Source organism: Citrobacter sp. CRE-46 (genome assembly GCF_059615875.1).
Genome location: NZ_CM184341.1, coordinates 3001487 through 3022719 on the forward strand (window position 1 = coordinate 3001487; position 21233 = coordinate 3022719).

The window sequence follows — 21233 nt, forward strand, 5'->3', positions numbered from 1 at the left end:
TGCGATTCTTATGCAATGTGATGTCGTGTTGACGAGATTAACTTTACCGGCTTAAGCGTCAATTAATCAGAGCAACGGTAAAACAATGAAAGTGTAAAAAACAAACATTCATCAATTATGGAGAAAAAAAGAATAAATTGCGCAGAGTTGAAATGAAAAATTACAACAAGATGATTTTGAAAGGATTATGAAGAACTATACCTGAACTGTGATTATTAAGAAAGCAACTTACCAGGAATAATCTGTAATAAATCTAAAGCGCACGTAAAAATAAGCCCTCAGAAATCAATCTGAGGGCGGTTATATTTATCAAAATCTTTCGAGCATCAATCCGGCACGTAAACCACAGGCCACATTTGGGTTCGGAAAAAGAACGTATTCAACGTCATGGGTGACGATAAAACGTTCATTTCCGTCCTGCGCCAGTAACGTTCCCTCGGTAAAGGGGGTAAAATTGAGCGTCTGGTTATCCATGTGGAGAATAAAATCGTCGCTACGCCGCGTAATCTGCGAGACCACACGGTAGCGCAACGGAGATGTTTCTACCGTAGGCACTCGCTCGCCCCGCAGCAGCTGCGCCATCGCATCTGCTGTGTGTGCAAACTGGGTCAGATCGTTTTGCCCGAACGGCAGCGCTTTACCCAGTTCCAGCGTACAGGCCAGCGCGCCAAAATGTTCAGCGCTAAAATGGGTGAACGTACCGCCTGGGGTCTGATGGAAAACCAATGCCTCCAGCCCCGCATCCCCCAGCCAACCCAGAAAGTTTTCGTCCCAGGCAACATTGCGTTGTGGCAACACGCCAAAGCGCAAATGCTGTGAGCCGCGAATGGCGGTGTGAAGATCCAGATGCCAGCGCACAGGCTCTTTCGCGCGCGAGTAAAAATCTGCCAGACACAGTTCAAGCTCATGGGCTCTTTGCGTTTCTTCACTCTTGGCAAAACTCTGCCACCGGCCACCAAACATCCGGTTCAGATCGCTATGACAATAACGTTTTCCCGCGGCCAGCGCCTGCGGGTTACCAAGAATGACCAGCAGCCGCCATGTTAGCGCCAGCTCACCGTTAAACAGCCTGGTCAGCAATGAATCAAGTATTTCTACCGGCGCGGTTTCATTGCCATGAATTCCCGCAGAAAGCACCAGCGACTGTTCAACCGGCGCAGTTGGTGTCAGTTCCAGTACCCCGTGACCAAGCCATTGCCAGACAAAACCGTGAATTGTGCCCTGCGTTTTCGCAGGTGCGCTACCTGCGAGCGTCAGGGCCAGAAAATTATCCATGGCTCGTTCTCTCCTGCTGGAAGGGATAAACAGAGCCGAGATTGAGCAATTGCGTCAGCGTATCCAACGCTTCACGCCCTTCGCGCAACAACTGCGGATCCGCGAGGTCCGTTGCGACAAGGCGATCGCGATAGTAGCGGTCAACCCAGTTATTCAGCGTATTGAACAGCGTGTCGTTCATGATAACCGCCGGATTCACGGCCTGCAGCTCCTGTGGGGTAAGCACCACTCGCAGGCGTAAACAGGCAGGGCCGCCGCCGTTGGACATGCTTTCGCGCAAATCAAAGACCCGCAGGTCATCGATCGGATTGTCATCTGCAAGCAAGCGGCTCAGATATCGCCACACGCCCGCATGCTCCCGACACTCCTGCGGTAAAACCAGCATCATCGAACCGTCGTCACGACTCAGTAATTGGCTGTTAAACAAATAGGTTGTTACCGCATCCTGCACCGACACCTCCGCGGCCGGGACTTCCAGCGCGGTAAAACCGTCCACCTGACGGCGTAGTTGCTCTAACAACGTTTGCTGTCTGACAAACGCCTGCTGATGACAAAACAGCACCTGACGATTCGACACCGCAATCACATCGTTATGAAACACGCCAAGATCGATAACGTCCGGGTTTTGCTGAGCAAAAACAAGCTGATGCGGATTGACCTGATTCAGTCGGGCTACAGCCTCGCTGGCTTCACGAGATTGTCTCGCCGGATAGCGCCTCGGCTGTGACGCATTCCCCTCTTCACGACCGTAAATAAACAGTTGTACGCAGGGATCGCCATAATCCCCACCAAGGCGGTTATGGTTTGCCGCCCCTTCATCACCGAATAACGCAACCTGAGGCAATGCGCCGTGAATCGCAAAGGTATTTTCATCACGAAAAATCGAGCGTAACAACGCTTCGGTCGTCGGCGCTTCCAGCGAACGGTGGAACTTATTATTCAGATTCGCCACCGTTAAATGCACTTTCCCGTCCAGTGAATCTGCCGAAGGACAGACCGTTGCCGCATTCGCCACCCACATAGGTGATGCGGAGCTGGCGCTGGAGAGCCAGTGCGGCGCCTGACGCGCCACCTTGTCCAGAATCTGCTCATCACTGCCGCAAAAGCCCAACTGACGCAGCGCCGGGATATAGGGACGTTCATGAGGCGGGATCACCGCCTGAGGGAATCCCGCATCAGCCAGCGCTTTCATTTTTAACAAACCCTGCTTTGCCGCCAGACGAGGGTTCGACACCTGAAAACGGTGGCTGGTCGAAGCCTCATTACCAAATGACAGTCCCGCATAGTGGTGGGTGAGTCCCACCAGACCATCGAAATTGACCTCACGCGCTTTCATCGTTTATCCCCGCAAGAGAAATCCAGACCGGGGCTGAGCGCCGACGGCAGGGTTAAGGCCGGAGATTCCAGGCTCGCCATCGGCCAGGCGCAATAATCTGCGGCATACCACGCGCTGGCGCGATGGTTACCGGACGCGCCCACACCACCAAACGGTGCGGTGCTTGCCGCGCCGGTTAACGGTTTATTCCAGTTAACAATCCCGGCCCGCGCCTCCAGCAGGAGTTGATCAAACTGGCTGCGATCGGGTGAAACCAGCCCGCATGACAACCCAAAGCGGGTGTTGTTCGCCATACGAATCGCGTCATCAAAGCTGTCATAGCGCCAGATGCCGAGCAGTGGACCAAAAACCTCTTCATCGGGTACGTTTGCCACGTCGGTCAGTTCAATAATACCGGGGGTCAGCAGCGACGTTCCGGCTTTCACCATGCGTGGCGCCAGCAGCGTGCGCCCCCCCAACGACGCCAGACGTTGCCAGGCATCACAAACGTGCTGTGCGGCCTGTTCAGAAATCAGCCCGCCTAAAAACGGCTGCGGTTCCGCATCCCAGTGAGCTGGCATTAGTCGTTGGCTGACTTCCACCAGACGCGCGAGGAACGCGTCTCCCTGCGCGCCGTTTTTAATCAACAGGCGACGGGCGCAGGTACAACGCTGCCCGGCGGTAACAAATGCGGATTGAATGGTCAGATGTACTGCCGCATCAATATCTTCCGGGTTCTCAATGATCAGCGGGTTGTTGCCGCCCATCTCCAGCGCAAGGATTTTTTCCGGCTGGCCGGATAACTGTCGATGCAGCTGATAACCGGTATTGGCACTGCCGGTAAACAGCAGACCATCCAGATCATCCAACGCGCTCAGCGCCTGCCCCGTTTCGCGTCCGCCCTGCACCAGATTCAGCACGCCCGGCGGCAATCCCGCCTGTTCCCACAGCTTTGTCACGGCTTCACCGGTCCACGGCGTCAGCTCGCTGGGCTTGAAAATCAACGTGTTGCCCGCCAGCAGAGCCGGAACAATATGGCCATTGGGCAAATGGCCAGGGAAGTTATACGGGCCAAATACCGCCAGCACGCCGTGCGGCCGATGGCGCAACGTCGCCGCGCCATCCGGTAGTTCACTGTGCTGCTCCCCGGTACGGGCATGGTAAGCTTTCACGGAAATAGCAATTTTATTGATCATCGCCGTCAGTTCAGTGGCGGCTTCCCAGCGCGGCTTGCCGGTTTCCCGGGCGATAATCTGCGTTAGCTCGGCTTTATTGCTTTCCAGCAATGAAGCAAATTTTTCGACAATAGCCTGACGCGTGCTAAAGGGGTGTTTAGCCCAACCGGCAAAGGCGGTGCGCGCAGCACGGCACGCCTGCATCACCTGAGTCGCGTCGGCATCATTACCTTGCCACAGCACATCACCGCTTACCGGATTCGTTTTCACCCGACGCTCGCCAAGCCCCGTCACCCAGTCGCCGTTTATCCATAATGTCATGCTGTTTTCTCCTCTGCACAAAGACGCACAAAACGTACATGGTCGCCCGCGTGGCATTTCAGGGCGTCCAGTTGCGCCGCCGTCAGTACCAGACGTTGGGTATCCGGGTCAGCGCGAACCAACATGACGCGGAAGTTTTGATAGTTTTCATTAGCGACCAGACAGGCCGGGTAATCGCCGATCGCTGGCTGACCTTCCGCCACTTCCACCAGCCTGCTTTTACGGATAGCGCGAACGCGGTCGATATCGCATTCCAGCGTCGGCCCGCCATCGAAAATGTCGACATAGTTACGGTAGCGAAATCCTTCTTTCTCCAGCACCGCCCGCGCCGGAGCGGTTTGCGGATGTACCTGACCAATTACGCTTTGCGCTTCCTCAGACAGAAAATGGGTATAAATAGGATGCTTGGGCATCAGTTCAGCAATAAAGGCTTTTTGTCCGGTGCCGCAGAGAAAATCCGCCCGGCTGAATTCCATGGAGAAAAAGCGTTTGCCGAGGCTTTCCCAGAAGGGAGAGTAACCGTGCTCATCGATTACGCCGCGCATCTCGGCCACGACCTTTTCATTAAACCGGTCACGAAATGCCGCCATAAACATAAAGCGCGATTTAGACAACAAATAGCCGTTGCCCTCTTTACGCCAGTCGGGATCGAGAAACAGAGAGCAAAGCTCGCTGCTGCCCGTGTGATCGTTACTCAGAAACAGCGTCGGCAGCGCGTTATATACGTTCAGCTCTTTCGAGGCGTGCACCAGCGTGCCAACCCGATAGTTGTACCAGGGATCGTTAAGCCCTACCGCCACCTCGATGGCGCAAATCCCTGCCACGGTTCCGCTGGCGCTGTCTTCCAGTACAAAAACATAGCCTTGCTCACTTTTCGGCAACTCACCGCGCCAGGTTTGTAGCGAGCGTTCGATACGCGCCATCAGCGTGGCTTCATTAGCCGGTAGCGAAGTCAACCCACCGCCGGTCTTACCGGCCAGTTGCATCAGCGCGGTGATATCAGCGCGTTCAATAGGACGAATCACCATCATGATGAACCTCCTGCTTTAATGCGTTCGCAGGCCAGCGCAAAGCGATCCAGTCCGCTAGCAACCTCTTCTTCGCTGACGTTTAACGCTGGCGCAAAGCGCACCACGTTAGCGCCGGCGATCAGCACCATCACTCCGGCATTGGCCGCCTCTTGCGAGATGAGTTTCGCTTTCCCGGCAAATTCCGCGTTCAGTACGCAGCCGATCAGCAGGCCGAGCCCACGAATTTCACTAAACAGTCCAAAACGTTCGTTAATAGCGTTAATACGCTCCACAAACCAGTCGTGACGCTGCTTAACACCGTTGAGCATATCCGGGGTGTTAACAATCTCCAGCAGTTTGCCCGCCACCGCCGTGGCCAGCGGGTTTCCGCCGTATGTTGTACCGTGCGTACCAACCGTCATCACGCTGGCACAGTCTGCTGTCGCCAATAACGCGCCGATGGGGAAACCGCCGCCCAACGCTTTGGCTGTCGTCAGCAGGTCTGGCGTAACGCCATAGTGCATATAGGCATACAGTTCGCCGGTACGACCCACACCTGTCTGGACTTCGTCAAAAATCAGCAGCGCATTGTGGCGATCGCATAATTCACGCAGACCCTGTAAGAAGTCATTTGTTGCCGGTACGACGCCACCTTCACCCTGCACCGGTTCAACGATGACCGCACAGGTGGTGTCATCAATCAGTTGGCGGGCTGAGTCGAGATCGTTGTAGATGGCATGGCGGATATCCGGCGGCAGCGGCGCGAAATCTTGTGAATAAGCGGGCTGCCCTCCGGCGCTGACGGTGAACAGCGTGCGGCCATGGAAAGCATTTTTAAACGCCACGATGCCGCTCTTCTGGCTGCCAAAACGATCGTGAGCATATTTACGCGCCAGCTTTAATGCCGCTTCGTTAGCCTCCGCGCCGGAGTTACAGAAGAAAACACGCTCGGCGAAGGTGGCGTCAATCAGCTTTTTCGCCAGACGCAGCACCGGCTCGTTGGTGTAGCCATTTCCCGTGTGCCAGAATTTGCTCGCCTGGTCGTTTAATGCCTCGCGCAATGCCGGATGGGCGTGCCCCAGCGCGTTAACCGCAATGCCTCCCGCGAAATCGATATACTCTTTACCCTGCTGATCCCACAGACGTGAACCTTCACCACGCACCGGAATAAAAGGAGCCGGGGCATATACGGGCATCATCCATTCATCAAAATTTTCACGCGTAATTGACAGAGACATAGCGACCTCAACGGTAAATAAAAGGTTATTTATATGTTAATAAATATAGTATTTGCGGTGTAAATGTAGATTGCAGGGTTCGTGCCAGCCAGCAAAAAAAGTGCATAAACAAAGGTCGGTGACGGAATATCAACAGGTTACAACGTGGCGATATTCACTTAATGTGCATATAAAGTGAATATGTTTGCGCACCAGGCGACTAAATAGAGGAAAAACCGCAGTTTTATTCAGTTGCCAAATATAATTCTGGAATTGTGATCGTATACGAAATTTATCGGAAATTATTGCTCTGTTCTGACGCGCTTCGCGCCAAAACGGTGCAGTTTTTGCTCCATCGTTAACACCATTGGCAATCATTGTTGGAATCAGGTGACAAGAAGCAGTCAGCCAGCGGAAATTCTGCTACCATCCTTGCACTATTCATCTTGCAAAACGGCAGCGACTATGAAATTTGTCTCTTTTAATATCAACGGCCTGCGTGCCCGTCCTCATCAACTGGCAGCCATTGTCGAAAAACACCAACCGGATGTGATTGGCTTACAGGAGACAAAAGTCCACGATGACATGTTCCCTCTCGAAGAGGTTGCAAAGCTGGGTTACAACGTCTTTTATCACGGTCAGAAAGGTCATTACGGCGTGGCGCTGTTAACGAAAGAAACGCCAATCGCGGTGCGTCGTGGCTTCCCGGGCGATGGCGAAGAAGCGCAGCGCCGTATCATCATGGCGGAAATCCCATCCCCTCTGGGCAGCATTACCGTGATCAACGGCTATTTCCCGCAGGGCGAAAGCCGTGACCACGAAACCAAATTTCCGGCCAAGGCCGCGTTTTACCAGAATCTACAAAACTATCTGGAGACTGAACTGAAACGCGACAATCCGGTCTTGATCATGGGCGATATGAACATCAGCCCAACCGATCTCGATATCGGCATTGGCGAGGAAAACCGTAAACGCTGGCTGCGTACCGGTAAATGTTCCTTCCTGCCGGAAGAGCGTGAGTGGATGGAGCGCCTGCTGGGCTGGGGCCTGGTGGACACCTATCGTCATGCTTATCCTGAAAAAAATGACCAGTTCTCGTGGTTTGATTACCGCTCCAAAGGCTTTGATGATAACCGTGGCCTGCGTATCGATCTGCTGTTAGCGAGCAACCCACTGGCGGAGCGCTGTGAAGAAACCGGCATAGACTATGAGATCCGCAGCATGGAAAAACCGTCCGATCATGCGCCTGTATGGGCTAAATTCCGCGTCTGACCTCCTGCGATTATTCACTCTCCGGGCCTCGCCTGGAGAGTCTGTTTATTCTGTGTAAAATCAATAAATCGACGGTAATACATTGTTGTGTCCGGGAATTTATTATATCTTCGCGCGCACTTTTCGCTGACGAAAACGCTGCGTTACACTCGGTTTTACAGGAGAACCCCCATGAAAAAGAAGTTCGCATAACGCAGAATATCGACTGCTGATTGTCACAGTCCTGTTCTGCATTCTGGCGGGAGTTTTCCATTATTTCGGCCTGACCGACCTGATAACCAATTTCCAGCATTTACAAAACGTCATCCGCCAAAGCGGTATGTTCGGCTATACGCTTTACATCTTGCTGTTTATCATCGCTGCGCTGTGTCTGATCCCCGGCAGTATTCTGGTGATCGTCGGCGGTGTGCTGTTTGGCCCTGTGGCAGGGACGCTTGTCTCGTTAGTGGCGGCAACCGTCGCCTCGGCGCTGTCGTTTTTGCTGGCTCGCTGGCTTGGTCGGGAACTACTGCTGAAATACGTCGGGCACACGGCGACTTTTCAGGCTATCGAAAAAGGCATTGCCCATAGCGGATTGGACTTTCTGATCCTGACCCGACTCGTACCATTGTTCCCCTATAATATTCAAAATTACGCCTATGGACTGACGGCGATTCCGTTCTGGTCATTTACGGTGATATCTGCGGTAACCACCTTGCCCGGCATCTTTATCTATACGCTGATGTCGCACGAACTGGCCAGCGAAGGCATGACTCTGGCATTTATCGGCAAACTCAGCGTTGCGGGCCTGGCGTTATTCATTCTTATTCAGGCGGCAAAAGCCTGGGCCAGATATAAACATATCAATCCGTCGTCCAGCCACGAGTGTGCAGGTAAATGACAAAGCTGAACAAAGCGCGATTAACCCACTATTACCGGGCAGGATTGATAGTTGTGCTGCTGCTCGCGCTGATGGCATGGGCGTGGATACCTGGCGTCAGTGATTTTCTCCGGGGCAGCCTGGCGGCGTTTACTACGCTGGATCAACACGCGCTCGAGAACTTCATTCGTTCGTATGGGACCCAGGCGGCGGTTGTATCGTTCTTCCTGATGATCTTACAGGCCATCGTCGCGCCGCTTCCCGCCTTTGTGATTACGTTTGCCAATGCCTCGCTGTTTGGCACGTTTTGGGGCGGTGTACTGTCCTGGAGCAGCGCGATGGTCGGCGCAGCGCTGTGCTTTTTTATTGCCCGCGTTTTGGGTCGCAGTGCGGTGGAAAAGTTGACCGGGAAAACGGTGCTGAACAACATGGACGCTTTTTTCGAACGTTATGGCAAGCACACTATTCTCATCTGTCGCCTGTTGCCTTTTGTGCCCTTCGACCCGGTAAGCTATGCCGCGGGCCTGACCTCGATTCGTTTTCGCCACTTTCTCCTCGCCACCGGCCTCGGTCAGTTACCCGCCACGATTGTCTATTCGTGGGCCGGTAGCCTGTTAACCGGCGGTACATTTTGGTTTGTTACCGGCCTGTTCATCCTGTTTGCCCTGAGCGTGGTGATTTCAGTAGCAAGAAGCCTTTACCTGGAGCGTCAACGGAAAAAAACCTGAGACATACGCCATTTTTAGCAATGGAGATATTATGCGTTACTGCTTATTGTGCCTGAGTTTGCTGCTCTGCCCGCTGGCGGCTTTTTCCCAGGACGCCAGCTGGCAGCAAATCAAAAATGACGCCCGCGGTCAGACGGTATGGTTCAACGCCTGGGGTGGCGATAACGCCGTTAATCAGTATCTCGACTGGGTTAGCGGCGAGATGAAAACGCACTATGCCATTAACCTGAAAATTGTGCGGCTGGCGGATGCCGCCGACGCCGTTAAACGCATCCAGACCGAGGCGGCGTCCGGGCGAACAACCGGCGGATCTGTCGACTTATTGTGGGTAAACGGTGAAAACTTCCGCACATTAAAAGAAGCGGGTCTGCTGCAAACCCAGTGGGCGCAGGCGTTACCTAACTGGCGCTATGTTGATACCCGGAAACCGGTCAGTGAAGATTTTGCCATCCCCACGGAAGGGGCAGAATCGCCATGGGGCGGCGCACAGCTAACCTTCATTGCCCGGCGCGATCTCACCACCCAGCCGCCGCAATCCCCGCAGACATTGCTTGAATTTGCGCAGGCACACCCTGGCACAGTTACCTACCCGCGCCCGCCAGACTTTACCGGAACGGCTTTTCTCGAGCAGTTGTTGATTATGCTCACCATGGAACCGCAAGCATTGAAAGTTGCGCCCGATGCCGCCACATTCGCCAACGTTACCGCTCCGTTATGGCATTATCTTGACGCTCTACACCCTTCACTATGGCGTGAAGGCAAAGATTTTCCTCCCACGCCTGCGCGGATGGATGCGTTGCTGAATACCGGTACGTTGCGCTTATCATTGACCTTTAACCCAGCCCACGCGCAGCAAAAAATGGCCAGCGGCGAATTGCCTAAAACCAGCTATAGTTTTGGTTTCTCACAGGGCATGATCGGCAACGTGCATTTTGTCACTATTCCGGCGAATGCTCGCGCCAGCGCCGGAGCAAAAGTCGTGGCAAACTTCCTGCTTTCTCCCGAAGCGCAGTTGCGTAAAGCTGACCCTGCTATCTGGGGAGACCCTTCGGTACTTGATCCGCAAAAACTGCCCAACGAACAGCGTAACGCACTGCTGGCGTACACCCCGCAAGGACTCCCTGCCGTACTGCCGGAACCACATGCTGCCTGGATAAATGCACTGGAACAAGAATGGCTACGCCGCTACGGTACGCATTAATTCTGTTGCTGTGGGGCATCATGACGGCAGTTTATCTGCCGCTGGTGCCAGCAACGTTCTCTCTGCTAGCCCCAGCGCTTCGCACCACGCACTGGCTGGCGCTCTTTGACGATCCTCAACTCTCGCAGGCGTTGCTGGCAACAGTGGTTTCCGTAAGCCTCGCGGCTCTGGGTGCCCTGACCATTACGCTGTTGGCGATCCTCTTTTTGTGGCCTGGCGCTGGTTGGGCGCGATTGTGCACGCGCCTGCCCTTGCTGCTGGCGATCCCGCACGTCGCATTCGCGACCAGCATGCTGTTGATTTTTGCCGAAGGCGGCATGCTCTGGCAGTGGCTGCCCTTTCTCAACTCGCAACCGGACCGCTATGGGGTTGGGCTTGGCATAACGCTGGCGGTGAAAGAGAGCGCCTTTTTGTTGTGGATCCTCTCAGCCCTGCTGAGTGAAAAACAACTTTCACAGCAGGTTATCGTCCTGGATTCGCTGGGTTACAGCCGTTTGCAATGCCTGAAATGGCTGGTACTGCCCTCCATCGCTCCTGCGTTAGGCAAAGCCATGCTGGCCGTCGTGGCCTGGTCACTCTCCGTTGTGGATGTGGCCATCGTCCTTGGCCCCGGCAACCCGCCCACGCTTGCTGTGCTGAGCTGGCAATGGCTCAGCCAGGGCGATGCCGAACAACAGGCCAAAGGCGCACTCGCCAGCCTGCTGCTGGTGTTGTTGCTATTTATCTTCGCGCTGGTGGGCTATCTGTTCTGGCGTGGCTGGCGGCGCACAATTCCGGCAGTAAACGGAATACGCCTGCGTTTTTCGTCCACAACAATCGCACAGCCGCTGGTACAACTTTTGCCCATCAGCGGAGTAGTATGCACCCTGGTGCTGACGCTTTCCGCCAACTCTTCATCGCTCAACAGTGAGGCGCTCAGCAATAGTCTGCAACTGGGGCTCATCTCCAGCGTGCTGGGGTTACTGATGCTCTTTGCGTGGCTGGAATGGGGACCGCAAACCGGACACCGTTGGATCTGGCTGCCCATTATCCTGCCCGCGCTGCCGCTGGTCACCGGACAGTATCTGTTGGCGTTATATACCGGGCAAGATGGGCTGATGACGACCATCATCTGGGGCCACCTGCTGTGGGTGATGCCGTGGATGCTGTTTGTGCTCAAACCGGCGTGGCAACGCATTGACCCACGATTGATTTTGATTGCACAAACGCTGGGCTGGACACGAGGTCGCATATTTTGGCGGGTAAAATGCCCATTGCTGTTACGCCCGGCACTGGTCGCCTTCGCGGTTGGGTTCTCGGTCAGTATTGCCCAATATATGCCAACGCTATGGTTAGGGGCCGGACGCTATCCCACCCTGACCACCGAGGCGGTGGCATTAAGCAGCGGCGGCAGCACGGCTGTTTTAGCGACACAGGCGCTATGGCAGCTTCTGTTACCGCTATTCGTTTTCGTACTGGCGGCGCTTTTCGCCGCGTGGCTCGGCCGCTTTCGACAAGGACTCCGTTAATGCTCATCGTTCAAAGCCTTTCAGTGTACCGGGGCGCGACAACGCTACTGAAAGATGTGAACTTCCAGGTTAGCAAAAGTGACATTGTCACTATTATGGGACCTTCCGGTAGCGGTAAGTCTTCGCTTTTTTCGTGGATGGTCGGCGCATTGTCTCCTCAGTTTCAGGCTTCAGGCGAACTGTGGCTCAACGAACGGCGTATAGACATGCTGCCCACCGCGCAGCGCCAGATTGGCATTCTGTTCCAGGATGCGTTGTTGTTTGACCATTTCAGCGTTGGGCAGAATTTACTGCTAGCCTTACCCGCCAGCCTGCAAGGATCCGCCAGACGCCATACTGTTGAAAACGCCCTTACGCGCGCGGACCTGGCTGGATTTTATCATCGCGATCCGGCCTCGCTCTCCGGCGGCCAACGATCGCGTGTCGCCCTGCTGCGCGCCCTGCTGGCTCAGCCTCAGGCGTTGCTGCTCGATGAACCCTTTAGCAGACTGGATGCGTCGCTACGCGATACCTTTCGCCAGTGGGTCTTTACCGAGGTGCGCAAGCTGAATATTCCGGTGGTACAAGTTACGCATGACGCGCAGGATGTCCCGTCAGCAGGCCGTGTATTACAGATGGAAAACTGGGCGTGAATGTGGCGATATGCTGCGTTAACGCAAGGTTTTTACTTAACCGGCGGCACAGAATGTCGTCTTCTTTTTTCAACGTCGGGCTATTCGATGAAACGTGTTTCTCAAATGACCGCGCTGGCACTGGCTTTAGGGCTCGCTTGCGCTTCTTCCTGGGCTGCTGAAACAGCACAGACGCTCACCCTCAACCAGTTACAGCAAAAGCAAGGCGCGGCGATCGATACCCGTCAGAGCGCTTTTTACAACGGCTGGCCACAATCGCTCAATGGTCCTTCCGGACACGAACCCTCCGCACTGAATCTGTCTGCCGCCTGGCTCGACAAAATGAATGATGAACAACTCAATGCCTGGGTGAAGGCGCATCAGCTAAAAACCGATGCGCCGGTGGCGTTGTATGGTAGCGATAGCGAGATGCAGGCCGTTAAATCCCGCCTGCAGAAAGTCGGTTTTAGCCATATTTCAACCCTCAGCGACGCCCTTGCGGATCCTGGCCGCCTGCAACGTCTGCCGCACTTCGAACAACTGGTTTACCCGCAGTGGCTGCACGACCTGCAGCAGGGAAAAGAAGTGACCGCCAAACCTTCGGGTGACTGGAAAGTGATTGAAGCCGCCTGGGGCGCGCCGAAGCTGTATCTGCTCAGTCATATTCCCGGTGCAGGATACATTGATACCAACGAAGTCGAGAGCGAACCACTGTGGAATAAAGTTTCCGACGCGCAACTCAAAGCCATGCTGGCAAAACATGGTATTCGCCACGACACCACGGTGATTTTATACGGTCGTGATGTCTATGCCGCCGCGCGCGTGGCGCAAATCATGTTGTATGCAGGCGTGAAAGATGTGCGTCTGCTCGACGGCGGGTGGCAAACCTGGTCAGATTCAGGTTTACCGGTGGAACGCGGAACGCCGCCGACGGTGAAAGCGGCTCCTGATTTTGGCGTTGCTATCCCTGCCCAACCACAACTGATGCTGAATACGGAACAGGCTCGCGGCCTGCTGCATCGCCAGGATGCGTCGCTGGTCAGCATCCGCTCGTGGCCTGAGTTTATTGGTACCACCAGCGGCTATAGCTACATCAAGCCAAAAGGTGAGATCGCAGGCGCACGCTGGGGCCACGCGGGGAGTGATTCCACGCATATGGAAGATTTTCATAACCCGGACGGCACCATGCGCAGCGCGGATGATATCGCCGCCATGTGGAAACAGTGGAATATCACGCCAGACCAGCAGGTTTCTTTCTACTGCGGCACCGGCTGGCGTGCTTCAGAAACGTTTATGTATGCCCGCGCGATGGGCTGGAAAAACGTCTCTGTTTACGACGGTGGCTGGTATGAGTGGAGCAGCAATCCGAAAAACCCGGTCGCCAGCGGTGAACGGGGTCCGGACAGCAGCAAGTAAAATGGTCACCATTGCCGGATAAGCGCATCCGGCAACACAAGACATTACACCTGACGCTGAACCGCTTTCAGCGTCAGATATCCGCTCCAGATCCGAGTGAACGTCGTCATCCAGCACAGCGCGCCAAAGCCCCACGCCAGCACGGCAAAAGAATCCGGGAACAAACAGCCCAAAACAAACAGCAAAATAGTCTCAGTGCCTTCGGTTAGCCCCCCCAGATAATAAAACGATTTATGCGCGTAGCCTGGGTTATCAATATCGTGTTTCGCTGCCAGGGCCGCGAAGGCGAGGAAGCTGCTGCCAGTGCCAATAAACGCAAACAACAGCCAGCCCCCAGCCAGTGCATTCTGCGCAGGTGCGGCAAGAATAAAACCAAACGGTACTAAGGCGTAAAACAGAAAATCGAGTGAGATATCGAGAAATCCTCCCGCGTCGGTTAGCCCTCTGCGCCGCGCCAGCGCCCCGTCCAGCCCGTCAAACAAGCGATTAAGCACAATGACCACCAGCGCCGCCAGATACCAGCCTAACGCCAGAAATGGCAGGGCCAACACGCCAATAGTAAAACCAACCAGCGTCAGGCCATCCGGGGTAATCGCAGGTTTATCAATAATGCCCACACAGCGATGCAACAGCGGTTTTAACCGTGGATGAAGATGACGGTCAAGCATGTGGGCGTCCTTTAAAACTGTCGCACAATCCTTGCGCAGGAATATCGAGGGCGGCATTAAAACGCGCCGAGAGATTTTGAAACGCAATCAGCGCGGTCATTTCAGTAATGACGTCATCGGTAAAATGCTGCTTCATTTGCGTTTTCAGCGCATCGTCTACCTGCGGTGGCGTGGCGGTCACCGCATCCGCATAGGCCAGCGCTATGCGCTCTTCTGCGTTAAACAGCGCTGATTCTTGCCAGTTGGCGACCTGCAAGACTTTATCCAGCGCGCCACAGCGTTCCGCCAGCCGTAAGCTGTTGGCATCAACACAGAAGGCGCAATGACATACCTGAGAAACGCGGGTCATTAACAATGCGCGCATCACCGGCGTTAAGCGCGCCTTTTTACGCTCCAGAAACCCGACAAACAGCGCCACCAGCCAGAACAGAAACGGCATCCGCCCCCACCAACGCGTGGGATGCAGCACATCGCCATAATGTTTTTTCTGCGTCGCGACGAGCGGTTGCAAACTGGAGGGAATACGCGTTAACGGACTTACCCACGAGTGAGGATCGTTCAACGATGACTCCTGAATACTTTAGATAACTCAAAGATAAATATAGTATGTCATTTTCTGCTGTTAGATCTTGATGAATATGATGAAAACCCTCGACGTGGTCGCCGCTATCATTGAACGTGATGGCAAAATTTTACTGGCTCAGCGTTCGCCGGATGCGGATCAGCCAGGCATGTGGGAATTTGCTGGCGGTAAAGTTGAGTCGGGCGAAAGTCAGTCTCAGGCTCTGGTGCGTGAACTGCGTGAAGAATTAGGCATCGACGCAGTCGTTGGGCGCTATATCGCCAGCCATCAACGTGAGGTTTCAGGCCGGCTGATTCATTTACATGCCTGGCATGTACCGTCTTTTCAGGGAGAACTGAATGCGTATGAACACCAGGATATGGTCTGGTGTTCACCCGAAGAGGCGCGGCGTTATCCGCTGGCACCTGCCGATATCCCGCTGTTAGAAGCCTTTATTCTTTTACGCGCCGCCAGACCAGCGGATTCGTGCTGATCGTTTTATCATCGCGTTGGCACTGAAGCAGCACACCATCCGCTTTGATCACCGCCCCTTCGGAATAGTTTTGATCCTGATAAATACAGCACTGACTACAAGGCTGCGCTCGCTGCCCGCTGGAACTGAACACTTCCGGCGGCACATTCACCTGCACATCCGGGCGATAAAGCTGATTTGCCAGCGTCGCGCTGGACACCAGTACCAACGCTCCTGCCATGATTAAACGGCGCATATTCTTTCCTTTGTGACTGACAGTTATGCTCAGTATAACGGTATAAATCGGCAGAAACTTTAGTCCCGCCCGTCATCGTTTTTGGTTATGACCCACGCCGCGATATTAATTTACTTAGCGGGGTTAATTTTTTCTTGCGTCCCGTCACGCTGCTGGTGGTATAGTCAAAAACTGCAAAACACTTAACACAAATATCAAAAATATAACCATATCAATACATAAGAGGTTTTTATATCTATGGATCAGACATGTTCTCTGGAGTCGTTTCTTAACCATGTACAAAAGCGCGACCCAAACCAAACCGAGTTCGCGCAAGCCGTTCGTGAAGTGATGACGACGCTGTGGCCCTTCCTTGAGCAAAACCCACGTTATCGCCAGATGTCGCTGCTGGAGCGTCTGGTTGAGCCGGAGCGCGTGATCCAGTTCCGCGTAGTCTGGCTCGACGATCGTAATCAGGTACAGGTTAACCGTGCGTGGCGCGTGCAGTTTAGCTCTGCCATTGGCCCATACAAAGGCGGTATGCGTTTCCACCCTTCCGTAAACCTGTCGATCCTGAAATTCCTCGGTTTCGAGCAGACCTTTAAAAATGCCCTCACCACGCTGCCGATGGGCGGGGGTAAAGGCGGGAGTGACTTCGACCCGAAAGGTAAAAGCGAAGGTGAAGTGATGCGTTTCTGCCAGGCGCTGATGACCGAGCTGTTCCGCCATTTAGGTCCCGATACCGACGTTCCGGCGGGCGATATCGGCGTGGGTGGTCGTGAAGTCGGCTTTATGGCCGGGATGATGAAAAAACTGTCCAACAACAGCGCCTGCGTCTTTACCGGTAAAGGTCTCTCTTTCGGCGGCAGCCTGATCCGCCCGGAAGCGACCGGCTATGGTCTGGTGTACTTCACCGAAGCGATGCTTAAACGTCATGGCCTCAGCTTTGAAGGCATGCGCGTGGCGGTCTCTGGCTCCGGTAACGTTGCACAATTCGCCATTGAGAAAGCCATGGAATTTGGCGCCCGGGTGGTGACCGCTTCCGACTCCAGCGGCACAGTGGTCGACGAAAGTGGATTTACCAAAGAAAAACTGGCGCGTCTGTGCGCGATCAAAGACAGCCGTGACGGTCGCGTGGCGGATTACGCCCGGGAGTTTGGCCTGACCTATCTCGAAGGCAAGCAGCCGTGGTCGGTTCCGGTCGATATCGCCCTGCCGTGCGCCACCCAGAACGAACTTGATGTCGACGCGGCGCGCGTACTGATCGCCAACGGCGTGAAAGCTGTCGCCGAAGGGGCAAACATGCCGACCACCATCGAAGCCACCGACCTGTTCCTCGAAGCGGGTGTTCTGTTCGCGCCGGGTAAAGCCGCCAACGCCGGTGGCGTAGCGACCTCCGGTCTGGAAATGGCGCAAAACGCCGCACGTCTGGGCTGGAAAGCGGAGAAAGTGGACGCGCGCCTGCACCACATCATGCTGGATATTCACCATGCCTGCGTTGAATACGGCGGCGAAAGCAAACAAACCAACTACGTACGTGGCGCCAATATCGCGGGCTTCGTGAAGGTTGCCGACGCGATGCTGGGCCAGGGTGTGATTTAATATTGTCTCTGTAGAACCGTAGGCCGGATAAGGCACGGGTGCCGCATCCGGCAAAGCCTGATGGCGCTACGCTTATCAGGCCTACAGACTTACACGCCTGCCTCTTCGGATGGCGGGCTTTTTTTCGCCGGGCGTTTACGCGGCGCGCTCTTTTTCTTATCGCCACCACTGCCACCCGGCGCGACAATTCCCCGGAAGCGCCGTACCGGCGTACTGCGCGCCTGATCGATGAGCTGATACAGCGTTCCCACCAGCGGCTGCATGAAATCCTGATAACGACACTGTTTTTCGCTGATTTGGGTCAGAATAGATTCCCAGTGCGCGGTCATATCCGGACGCGTCGCCATTTCCGGCAGCGAGTGAAACAACGCTTTTCCGGCATCGGTCGAATGGATATAGCGCCCTTTTTTCACCAGGAATCCGCGTTTAAACAGCAGCTCGATAATCCCGGCGCGCGTCGCTTCCGTACCCAATCCATCCGTGGCGCGCAGGATCTTTTTCAGATCTTTATCCTGCACAAAGCGCGCAATCCCGGTCATCGCTGACAGCAACGTCGCATCGGTAAAATGGCGTGGCGGCTGAGTCTGACGTTCAACCACTTCGCCTTTTTCGCACAGCAATTCATCGTCTTTAGCCACCACCGGCAACGGCGTCCCGTCGTTATCTTCATCACGCTCCTTATTGCCAAGCAGCGTGCGCCATCCGGCCTCCGCCAGAAAACGCGCTTTGGCGACAAACTTGCCTTTGGCAATATCCAGCTCAATAACGCACTTGCGGAATACCGCATCCGCACAAAACTGCATCAGATACTGACGGGCAATCAGGTTGTAAATTTTCGCTTCGTTGTCATTCAGGTTGATGGACGAACTGCGCGCGGTAGGAATGATGGCGTGGTGGGCATCCACCTTTTTATCGTCCCAGCAGCGGTTTCGCGTATCGGGATCCACCGCGGGTTGCGGAAGCAGATCCGGCGCATGAACGCTAATTGCGTTCATTACCGCATGACGTCCGGCAAAATGTTCTTCCGGCAGATAACGGCTATCCGAACGCGGATAGGTAATCAGTTTATGGGTTTCATACAGTTTCTGGCAGATATCCAGAACGTTCTGCGCGCTCAAACCAAAGCGTTTCGCCGCTTCAATCTGCAACGCCGACAGCGAAAACGGCAGCGGCGCGGATTCTGATTCCCGTTTATCGTTATAGCTGGTAACGAGCGCCGGCTGCCCGCTAATACGGTTCACCACGTGTTCGGCCAGCGTACGATTGAGCAAGCGCCCTTCTTCGTCCTGATACGGCTCACATGCTTCGCTGGGCTGCCAGATAGCGGTAAACCGCTCATCGGCGGGCGTCACGATATGCGCTTTCACTTCAAAGAAATCTTTGGCGACGAAGTTTTCAATCTCTTCATCGCGACGCACAACCAGGCCGAGCACCGGCGTCTGTACGCGCCCGACCGAGAGTACCCCTTGATAGCCCGCATTACGCCCAAGAATGGTGTAAGCGCGGGTCATATTGATGCCGTACAGCCAGTCGGCCCGCGCCCGCGCCAGGGCCGACACGCACAGCGGGATGAACTCACTGTTGGCCCGCAGACGCTCAATAGCCCGTTCGACGGCCTGCGGATTGAGGTCGTTAATCAGACAACGTTGCACCTGCTGGCGCTTTTCGGGAGCCAGTTGCAGGTAATCCAGCACTTCATCCACCAGCAGTTGTCCTTCACGATCGGGGTCTCCCGCGTGAATAACTTCGCTGGCTTCATGTAAAAAGCGCTTGATAACGTTGAGCTGTTTGGTCACCGAAGGACGTGGCTGCAGTTGCCACTTTTCCGGGACAATCGGCAGATCAACCAGACTCCAGCGCGCATAACGGCTGTCGTAGGCGTCTGGCTGCGCCTGTTCAAGCAGGTGACCAATACACCAGGTCACCACTTGTCCATTTCCGCATTCAATAAAGCCGTCACCTTTGCGATGCGGCTTTGGCAGCACATCGGCGATAGCGCGCGCCAGACTCGGTTTTTCGGCAATAAACAACCGCATCGAGTTAACGGATCTCAACCATGGCGCGACCGCCACGAGCTTCCACTAACTCACCAATCGCAGTGAGATCGATACCAAACTGCGCCGCTGCCGCTTTCACTTCGGCTTCCGCTTGTGGCGTTACCGCCAGCAGCAAACCGCCGGAAGTTTGCGGATCGCAGAGCAGGTCGCGAACCGGCTGCGGCATTTCACCCATCAGGTGTCCGTAGCTGGCAAAGTTACGCTGGGTACCGCCCGGCACCGCGCCCTGCGCGATGTACTCTTCAACACCAGGAAGCTTAGGAATATCCTGGTAGACAATCTGCGCCTGAATGCCTGCGCCCTGACACATCTCGCTCAGATGTCCCAGCAGACCAAAACCGGTAACGTCGGTCATGGCTTTCACGCCCTCGATATCGGCAAATGCCGCACCAGCAATGTTCATCCGACACATCACTTCCGTCGCCAGCCCTTTGTGCTCCGGCTTCAGCAGCGATTTTTTCTCTGCGGTTGTCAGGACGCCAATGCCCAGAGGTTTGGTCAGGAACAGCTTGCATCCCGCCTCGGCGGTGCTGTTTTTCTTCACGCGTTCAGTCGGCACAACGCCGGTAACCGCAAGACCGAAGATAGGCTCCGGGGCATCGATAGAGTGACCGCCCGCCAGCGCGATACCCGCCTGACGGCAGGCAAAGCGTCCGCCTTCGGTCACTTCACGGGCGATTTCCGGCGCCAGCTTATCCAGCGGCCAGCCCAGAATAGCAATTGCCATAATCGGTTTGCCGCCCATAGCAAAAATATCGCTGATGGCGTTGGTGGCGGCAATACGGCCAAAATCAAACGGATTATCGACAATCGGCATAAAGAAATCGGTCGTGCTGATAACGCTGGTGCCATTACCCAAATCGTAGACAGCGGCGTCATCGCGGGTTTCATTACCCACGAGTAAGTTTGGATCAACGAACTTCGCCTGCTCGCTGTGCAGGATGGTTTCCAGCACTTTAGGGGAAATTTTACAACCGCAACCGGCTCCGTGGCTGTATTGCGTTAAACGAATAGCTTGCTCGCTCATGGACATCTCCTGTCATTGCAATTCGGATATGGTAGCGCTCATTCCATGATGTGGTAAGAGTGACTGTCTGAATTCAGGTGTCTTTGCTCATAATCCAGACAGTTTTGCCGTTGATATCAGAAATAACGAACAAAAGCGCTCGGATCGGCCAGGCTAATGGTCGTGGACGCTTTTAGCTGCGGCGTACCCAGATAGAGAAAACCGACGATCTTATCCTGCGGACGACAATCAAACGCTTCGCGAACTTCCGCGCTTTCCGTTAATGCGCCGCTACGCCAGATACCGCCAAAGCCCTGAGCAACAGCGGCCATCTGCATGGCCATTACCGCGCAACCGGCAGACATTTCCTGTTCCCACAGCGGAACCTTGTCGTTTTCTTCACATTTCGCGACGACGGTAATGATCAGCGGGGCGCGAAACGGCGCCGTCCGCGCTTTTTCCTGAGCTTTCTCGTCGCTGCCTGCGGCAATAGCGCCTTTTTCAAGCACGGCGCTAAAGCGCTCGCGCCCTTCGCCCTCAATGACAAAGAACTGCCACGGTTGCAGCGTTTTGTGGTCTGGCGCGCGCATTCCCGCCCGCAGAATGTTTTGCAGTTGCTCTCCCGCCGGTGCCGGTTCGACAAGACGAGAAGCGCTACGACGGGTGATGAGTAATTCGAGTGCATCCATTTGTTTAACTCCAACAATGAGATTTATTCACAAA

The 21233-nt window shown here is 54.8% G+C and carries 20 protein-coding genes; 9 read left to right on the forward strand and 11 right to left on the reverse strand.

Annotation, left to right across the window (positions count from 1 at the left end; translation table 11 throughout):
- Nucleotides 1-309 precede the first annotated feature (309 nt).
- The 5 genes from astE to astC are packed head-to-tail and all read right to left on the reverse strand — an operon-like array spanning nt 310 to nt 6334.
- Nucleotides 310-1275 carry a succinylglutamate desuccinylase gene (gene astE, locus AC534G_RS14605; RefSeq protein WP_199981171.1) on the reverse strand — a complete coding sequence of 322 codons (966 nt, stop codon included), beginning with the start codon at nt 1273-1275 and terminating at the stop codon, nt 310-312.
- Nucleotides 1268-2611 carry an N-succinylarginine dihydrolase gene (gene astB, locus AC534G_RS14610; RefSeq protein ID WP_110498226.1) on the reverse strand — a complete coding sequence of 448 codons (1344 nt, stop codon included), beginning with the start codon at nt 2609-2611 and terminating at the stop codon, nt 1268-1270. The genes astE and astB overlap by 8 nt, the downstream gene beginning before the upstream one ends.
- Nucleotides 2608-4086 carry a succinylglutamate-semialdehyde dehydrogenase gene (gene astD / locus AC534G_RS14615; protein WP_110498228.1) on the reverse strand — a complete coding sequence of 493 codons (1479 nt, stop codon included), beginning with the start codon at nt 4084-4086 and terminating at the stop codon, nt 2608-2610. Before astD ends, astB begins: the two co-directional genes overlap by 4 nt.
- Complete coding sequence (astA, locus tag AC534G_RS14620; protein WP_038640139.1) at nt 4083-5117, reverse strand: arginine N-succinyltransferase; 1035 nt, start codon at nt 5115-5117, stop codon at nt 4083-4085. Before astA ends, astD begins: the two co-directional genes overlap by 4 nt.
- Nucleotides 5114-6334: a succinylornithine/acetylornithine transaminase gene (gene astC / locus AC534G_RS14625; RefSeq protein ID WP_038640138.1), complete on the reverse strand. Its 1221-nt coding sequence runs from the start codon at nt 6332-6334 to the stop codon at nt 5114-5116. The genes astA and astC overlap by 4 nt, the downstream gene beginning before the upstream one ends.
- 444 nt (nt 6335-6778) lie before the next feature.
- On the opposite strand from astC, the gene xthA reads away from it, so the two are divergent.
- The 7 genes from xthA to AC534G_RS14660 all read left to right on the forward strand — a co-directional run bounded on the left by xthA (nt 6779) and on the right by AC534G_RS14660 (nt 13908).
- Complete coding sequence (gene xthA, locus AC534G_RS14630) at nt 6779-7585, forward strand: exodeoxyribonuclease III (protein WP_043016615.1); 807 nt, start codon at nt 6779-6781, stop codon at nt 7583-7585.
- Between the two features lie 223 nt (nt 7586-7808).
- Complete coding sequence (locus AC534G_RS14635; RefSeq protein ID WP_199981173.1) at nt 7809-8465, forward strand: TVP38/TMEM64 family protein; 657 nt, start codon at nt 7809-7811, stop codon at nt 8463-8465.
- Nucleotides 8462-9172 carry a TVP38/TMEM64 family protein gene (locus tag AC534G_RS14640; protein ID WP_110498232.1) on the forward strand — a complete coding sequence of 237 codons (711 nt, stop codon included), beginning with the start codon at nt 8462-8464 and terminating at the stop codon, nt 9170-9172. Before AC534G_RS14635 ends, AC534G_RS14640 begins: the two co-directional genes overlap by 4 nt.
- Before the next feature lie 31 nt (nt 9173-9203).
- Nucleotides 9204-10373, forward strand: a complete 1170-nt coding sequence (locus AC534G_RS14645) for an ABC transporter substrate-binding protein (RefSeq protein ID WP_110498234.1) — start codon at nt 9204-9206, stop codon at nt 10371-10373.
- On the forward strand, nt 10346-11881 hold the full coding sequence (locus AC534G_RS14650; RefSeq protein WP_110498236.1) for an ABC transporter permease family protein: 1536 nt from the start codon (nt 10346-10348) through the stop codon (nt 11879-11881). Before AC534G_RS14645 ends, AC534G_RS14650 begins: the two co-directional genes overlap by 28 nt.
- On the forward strand, nt 11881-12513 hold the full coding sequence (locus AC534G_RS14655; RefSeq protein ID WP_110498238.1) for an ATP-binding cassette domain-containing protein: 633 nt from the start codon (nt 11881-11883) through the stop codon (nt 12511-12513). Before AC534G_RS14650 ends, AC534G_RS14655 begins: the two co-directional genes overlap by 1 nt.
- Before the next feature lie 87 nt (nt 12514-12600).
- Nucleotides 12601-13908 carry a sulfurtransferase gene (locus AC534G_RS14660; protein WP_110498830.1) on the forward strand — a complete coding sequence of 436 codons (1308 nt, stop codon included), beginning with the start codon at nt 12601-12603 and terminating at the stop codon, nt 13906-13908.
- A 44-nt stretch (nt 13909-13952) separates the two neighbouring features.
- Here AC534G_RS14660 and AC534G_RS14665 read toward each other — a convergent pair whose 3' ends face one another.
- A complete protein-coding gene (locus AC534G_RS14665; protein WP_110498240.1) occupies nt 13953-14576 on the reverse strand; it encodes a CDP-alcohol phosphatidyltransferase family protein in 624 nt (207 codons plus the stop codon).
- The gene (locus AC534G_RS14670) at nt 14569-15138 is read right to left on the reverse strand and encodes a carboxymuconolactone decarboxylase family protein (RefSeq protein ID WP_069324284.1); all 570 of its coding nucleotides are present in this window, start codon (nt 15136-15138) and stop codon (nt 14569-14571) included. Before AC534G_RS14670 ends, AC534G_RS14665 begins: the two co-directional genes overlap by 8 nt.
- Before the next feature lie 79 nt (nt 15139-15217).
- On the opposite strand from AC534G_RS14670, the gene AC534G_RS14675 reads away from it, so the two are divergent.
- Complete coding sequence (locus AC534G_RS14675; RefSeq protein WP_162620741.1) at nt 15218-15631, forward strand: pyrimidine (deoxy)nucleoside triphosphate diphosphatase; 414 nt, start codon at nt 15218-15220, stop codon at nt 15629-15631.
- Here the strand turns inward: AC534G_RS14675 and AC534G_RS14680 are convergent.
- Complete coding sequence (locus tag AC534G_RS14680; protein ID WP_170973239.1) at nt 15591-15851, reverse strand: YnjH family protein; 261 nt, start codon at nt 15849-15851, stop codon at nt 15591-15593. The genes AC534G_RS14675 and AC534G_RS14680 overlap by 41 nt on opposite strands.
- Nucleotides 15852-16103: 252 nt before the next feature.
- On the opposite strand from AC534G_RS14680, the gene gdhA reads away from it, so the two are divergent.
- A complete protein-coding gene (gene gdhA / locus AC534G_RS14685) occupies nt 16104-17447 on the forward strand; it encodes an NADP-specific glutamate dehydrogenase (protein ID WP_038640089.1) in 1344 nt (447 codons plus the stop codon).
- 89 nt (nt 17448-17536) lie between these two features.
- On the opposite strand, the gene topB is transcribed toward gdhA, so the two are convergent.
- The 3 genes from topB to AC534G_RS14700 form a co-directional block, all read right to left on the reverse strand.
- A complete protein-coding gene (gene topB / locus AC534G_RS14690; protein ID WP_038640087.1) occupies nt 17537-19483 on the reverse strand; it encodes a DNA topoisomerase III in 1947 nt (648 codons plus the stop codon).
- A 4-nt stretch (nt 19484-19487) separates the two neighbouring features.
- Entirely contained in the window at nt 19488-20531 is a 1044-nt protein-coding gene (gene selD, locus AC534G_RS14695) for a selenide, water dikinase SelD (RefSeq protein WP_085049511.1), read from the reverse strand.
- A gap of 116 nt (nt 20532-20647) precedes the next feature.
- On the reverse strand, nt 20648-21199 hold the full coding sequence (locus AC534G_RS14700) for an NAD(P)H nitroreductase (RefSeq protein WP_038640085.1): 552 nt from the start codon (nt 21197-21199) through the stop codon (nt 20648-20650).
- Between the last annotated feature and the right edge of the window lie 34 nt (nt 21200-21233).

Bases quoted from the DNA above. Each gene is read 5' to 3' on its own strand.
- astE (WP_199981171.1), bottom strand. From the start codon at position 1,275: ATGGATAATTTTCTGGCCCTGACGCTCGCAGGTAGCGCACCTGCGAAA.
- astB (WP_110498226.1), bottom strand. From the start codon at position 2,611: ATGAAAGCGCGTGAGGTCAATTTCGATGGTCTGGTGGGACTCACCCAC.
- astD (WP_110498228.1), bottom strand. From the start codon at position 4,086: ATGACATTATGGATAAACGGCGACTGGGTGACGGGGCTTGGCGAGCGT.
- astA (WP_038640139.1), bottom strand. From the start codon at position 5,117: ATGATGGTGATTCGTCCTATTGAACGCGCTGATATCACCGCGCTGATG.
- astC (WP_038640138.1), bottom strand. From the start codon at position 6,334: ATGTCTCTGTCAATTACGCGTGAAAATTTTGATGAATGGATGATGCCC.
- xthA (WP_043016615.1), top strand. From the start codon at position 6,779: ATGAAATTTGTCTCTTTTAATATCAACGGCCTGCGTGCCCGTCCTCAT.
- AC534G_RS14640 (WP_110498232.1), top strand. From the start codon at position 8,462: ATGACAAAGCTGAACAAAGCGCGATTAACCCACTATTACCGGGCAGGA.
- AC534G_RS14645 (WP_110498234.1), top strand. From the start codon at position 9,204: ATGCGTTACTGCTTATTGTGCCTGAGTTTGCTGCTCTGCCCGCTGGCG.
- AC534G_RS14650 (WP_110498236.1), top strand. From the start codon at position 10,346: ATGGCTACGCCGCTACGGTACGCATTAATTCTGTTGCTGTGGGGCATC.
- AC534G_RS14655 (WP_110498238.1), top strand. From the start codon at position 11,881: ATGCTCATCGTTCAAAGCCTTTCAGTGTACCGGGGCGCGACAACGCTA.
- AC534G_RS14660 (WP_110498830.1), top strand. From the start codon at position 12,601: ATGAAACGTGTTTCTCAAATGACCGCGCTGGCACTGGCTTTAGGGCTC.
- AC534G_RS14665 (WP_110498240.1), bottom strand. From the start codon at position 14,576: ATGCTTGACCGTCATCTTCATCCACGGTTAAAACCGCTGTTGCATCGC.
- AC534G_RS14675 (WP_162620741.1), top strand. From the start codon at position 15,218: ATGAAAACCCTCGACGTGGTCGCCGCTATCATTGAACGTGATGGCAAA.
- AC534G_RS14680 (WP_170973239.1), bottom strand. From the start codon at position 15,851: ATGGCAGGAGCGTTGGTACTGGTGTCCAGCGCGACGCTGGCAAATCAG.
- gdhA (WP_038640089.1), top strand. From the start codon at position 16,104: ATGGATCAGACATGTTCTCTGGAGTCGTTTCTTAACCATGTACAAAAG.
- topB (WP_038640087.1), bottom strand. From the start codon at position 19,483: ATGCGGTTGTTTATTGCCGAAAAACCGAGTCTGGCGCGCGCTATCGCC.
- selD (WP_085049511.1), bottom strand. From the start codon at position 20,531: ATGAGCGAGCAAGCTATTCGTTTAACGCAATACAGCCACGGAGCCGGT.
- AC534G_RS14700 (WP_038640085.1), bottom strand. From the start codon at position 21,199: ATGGATGCACTCGAATTACTCATCACCCGTCGTAGCGCTTCTCGTCTT.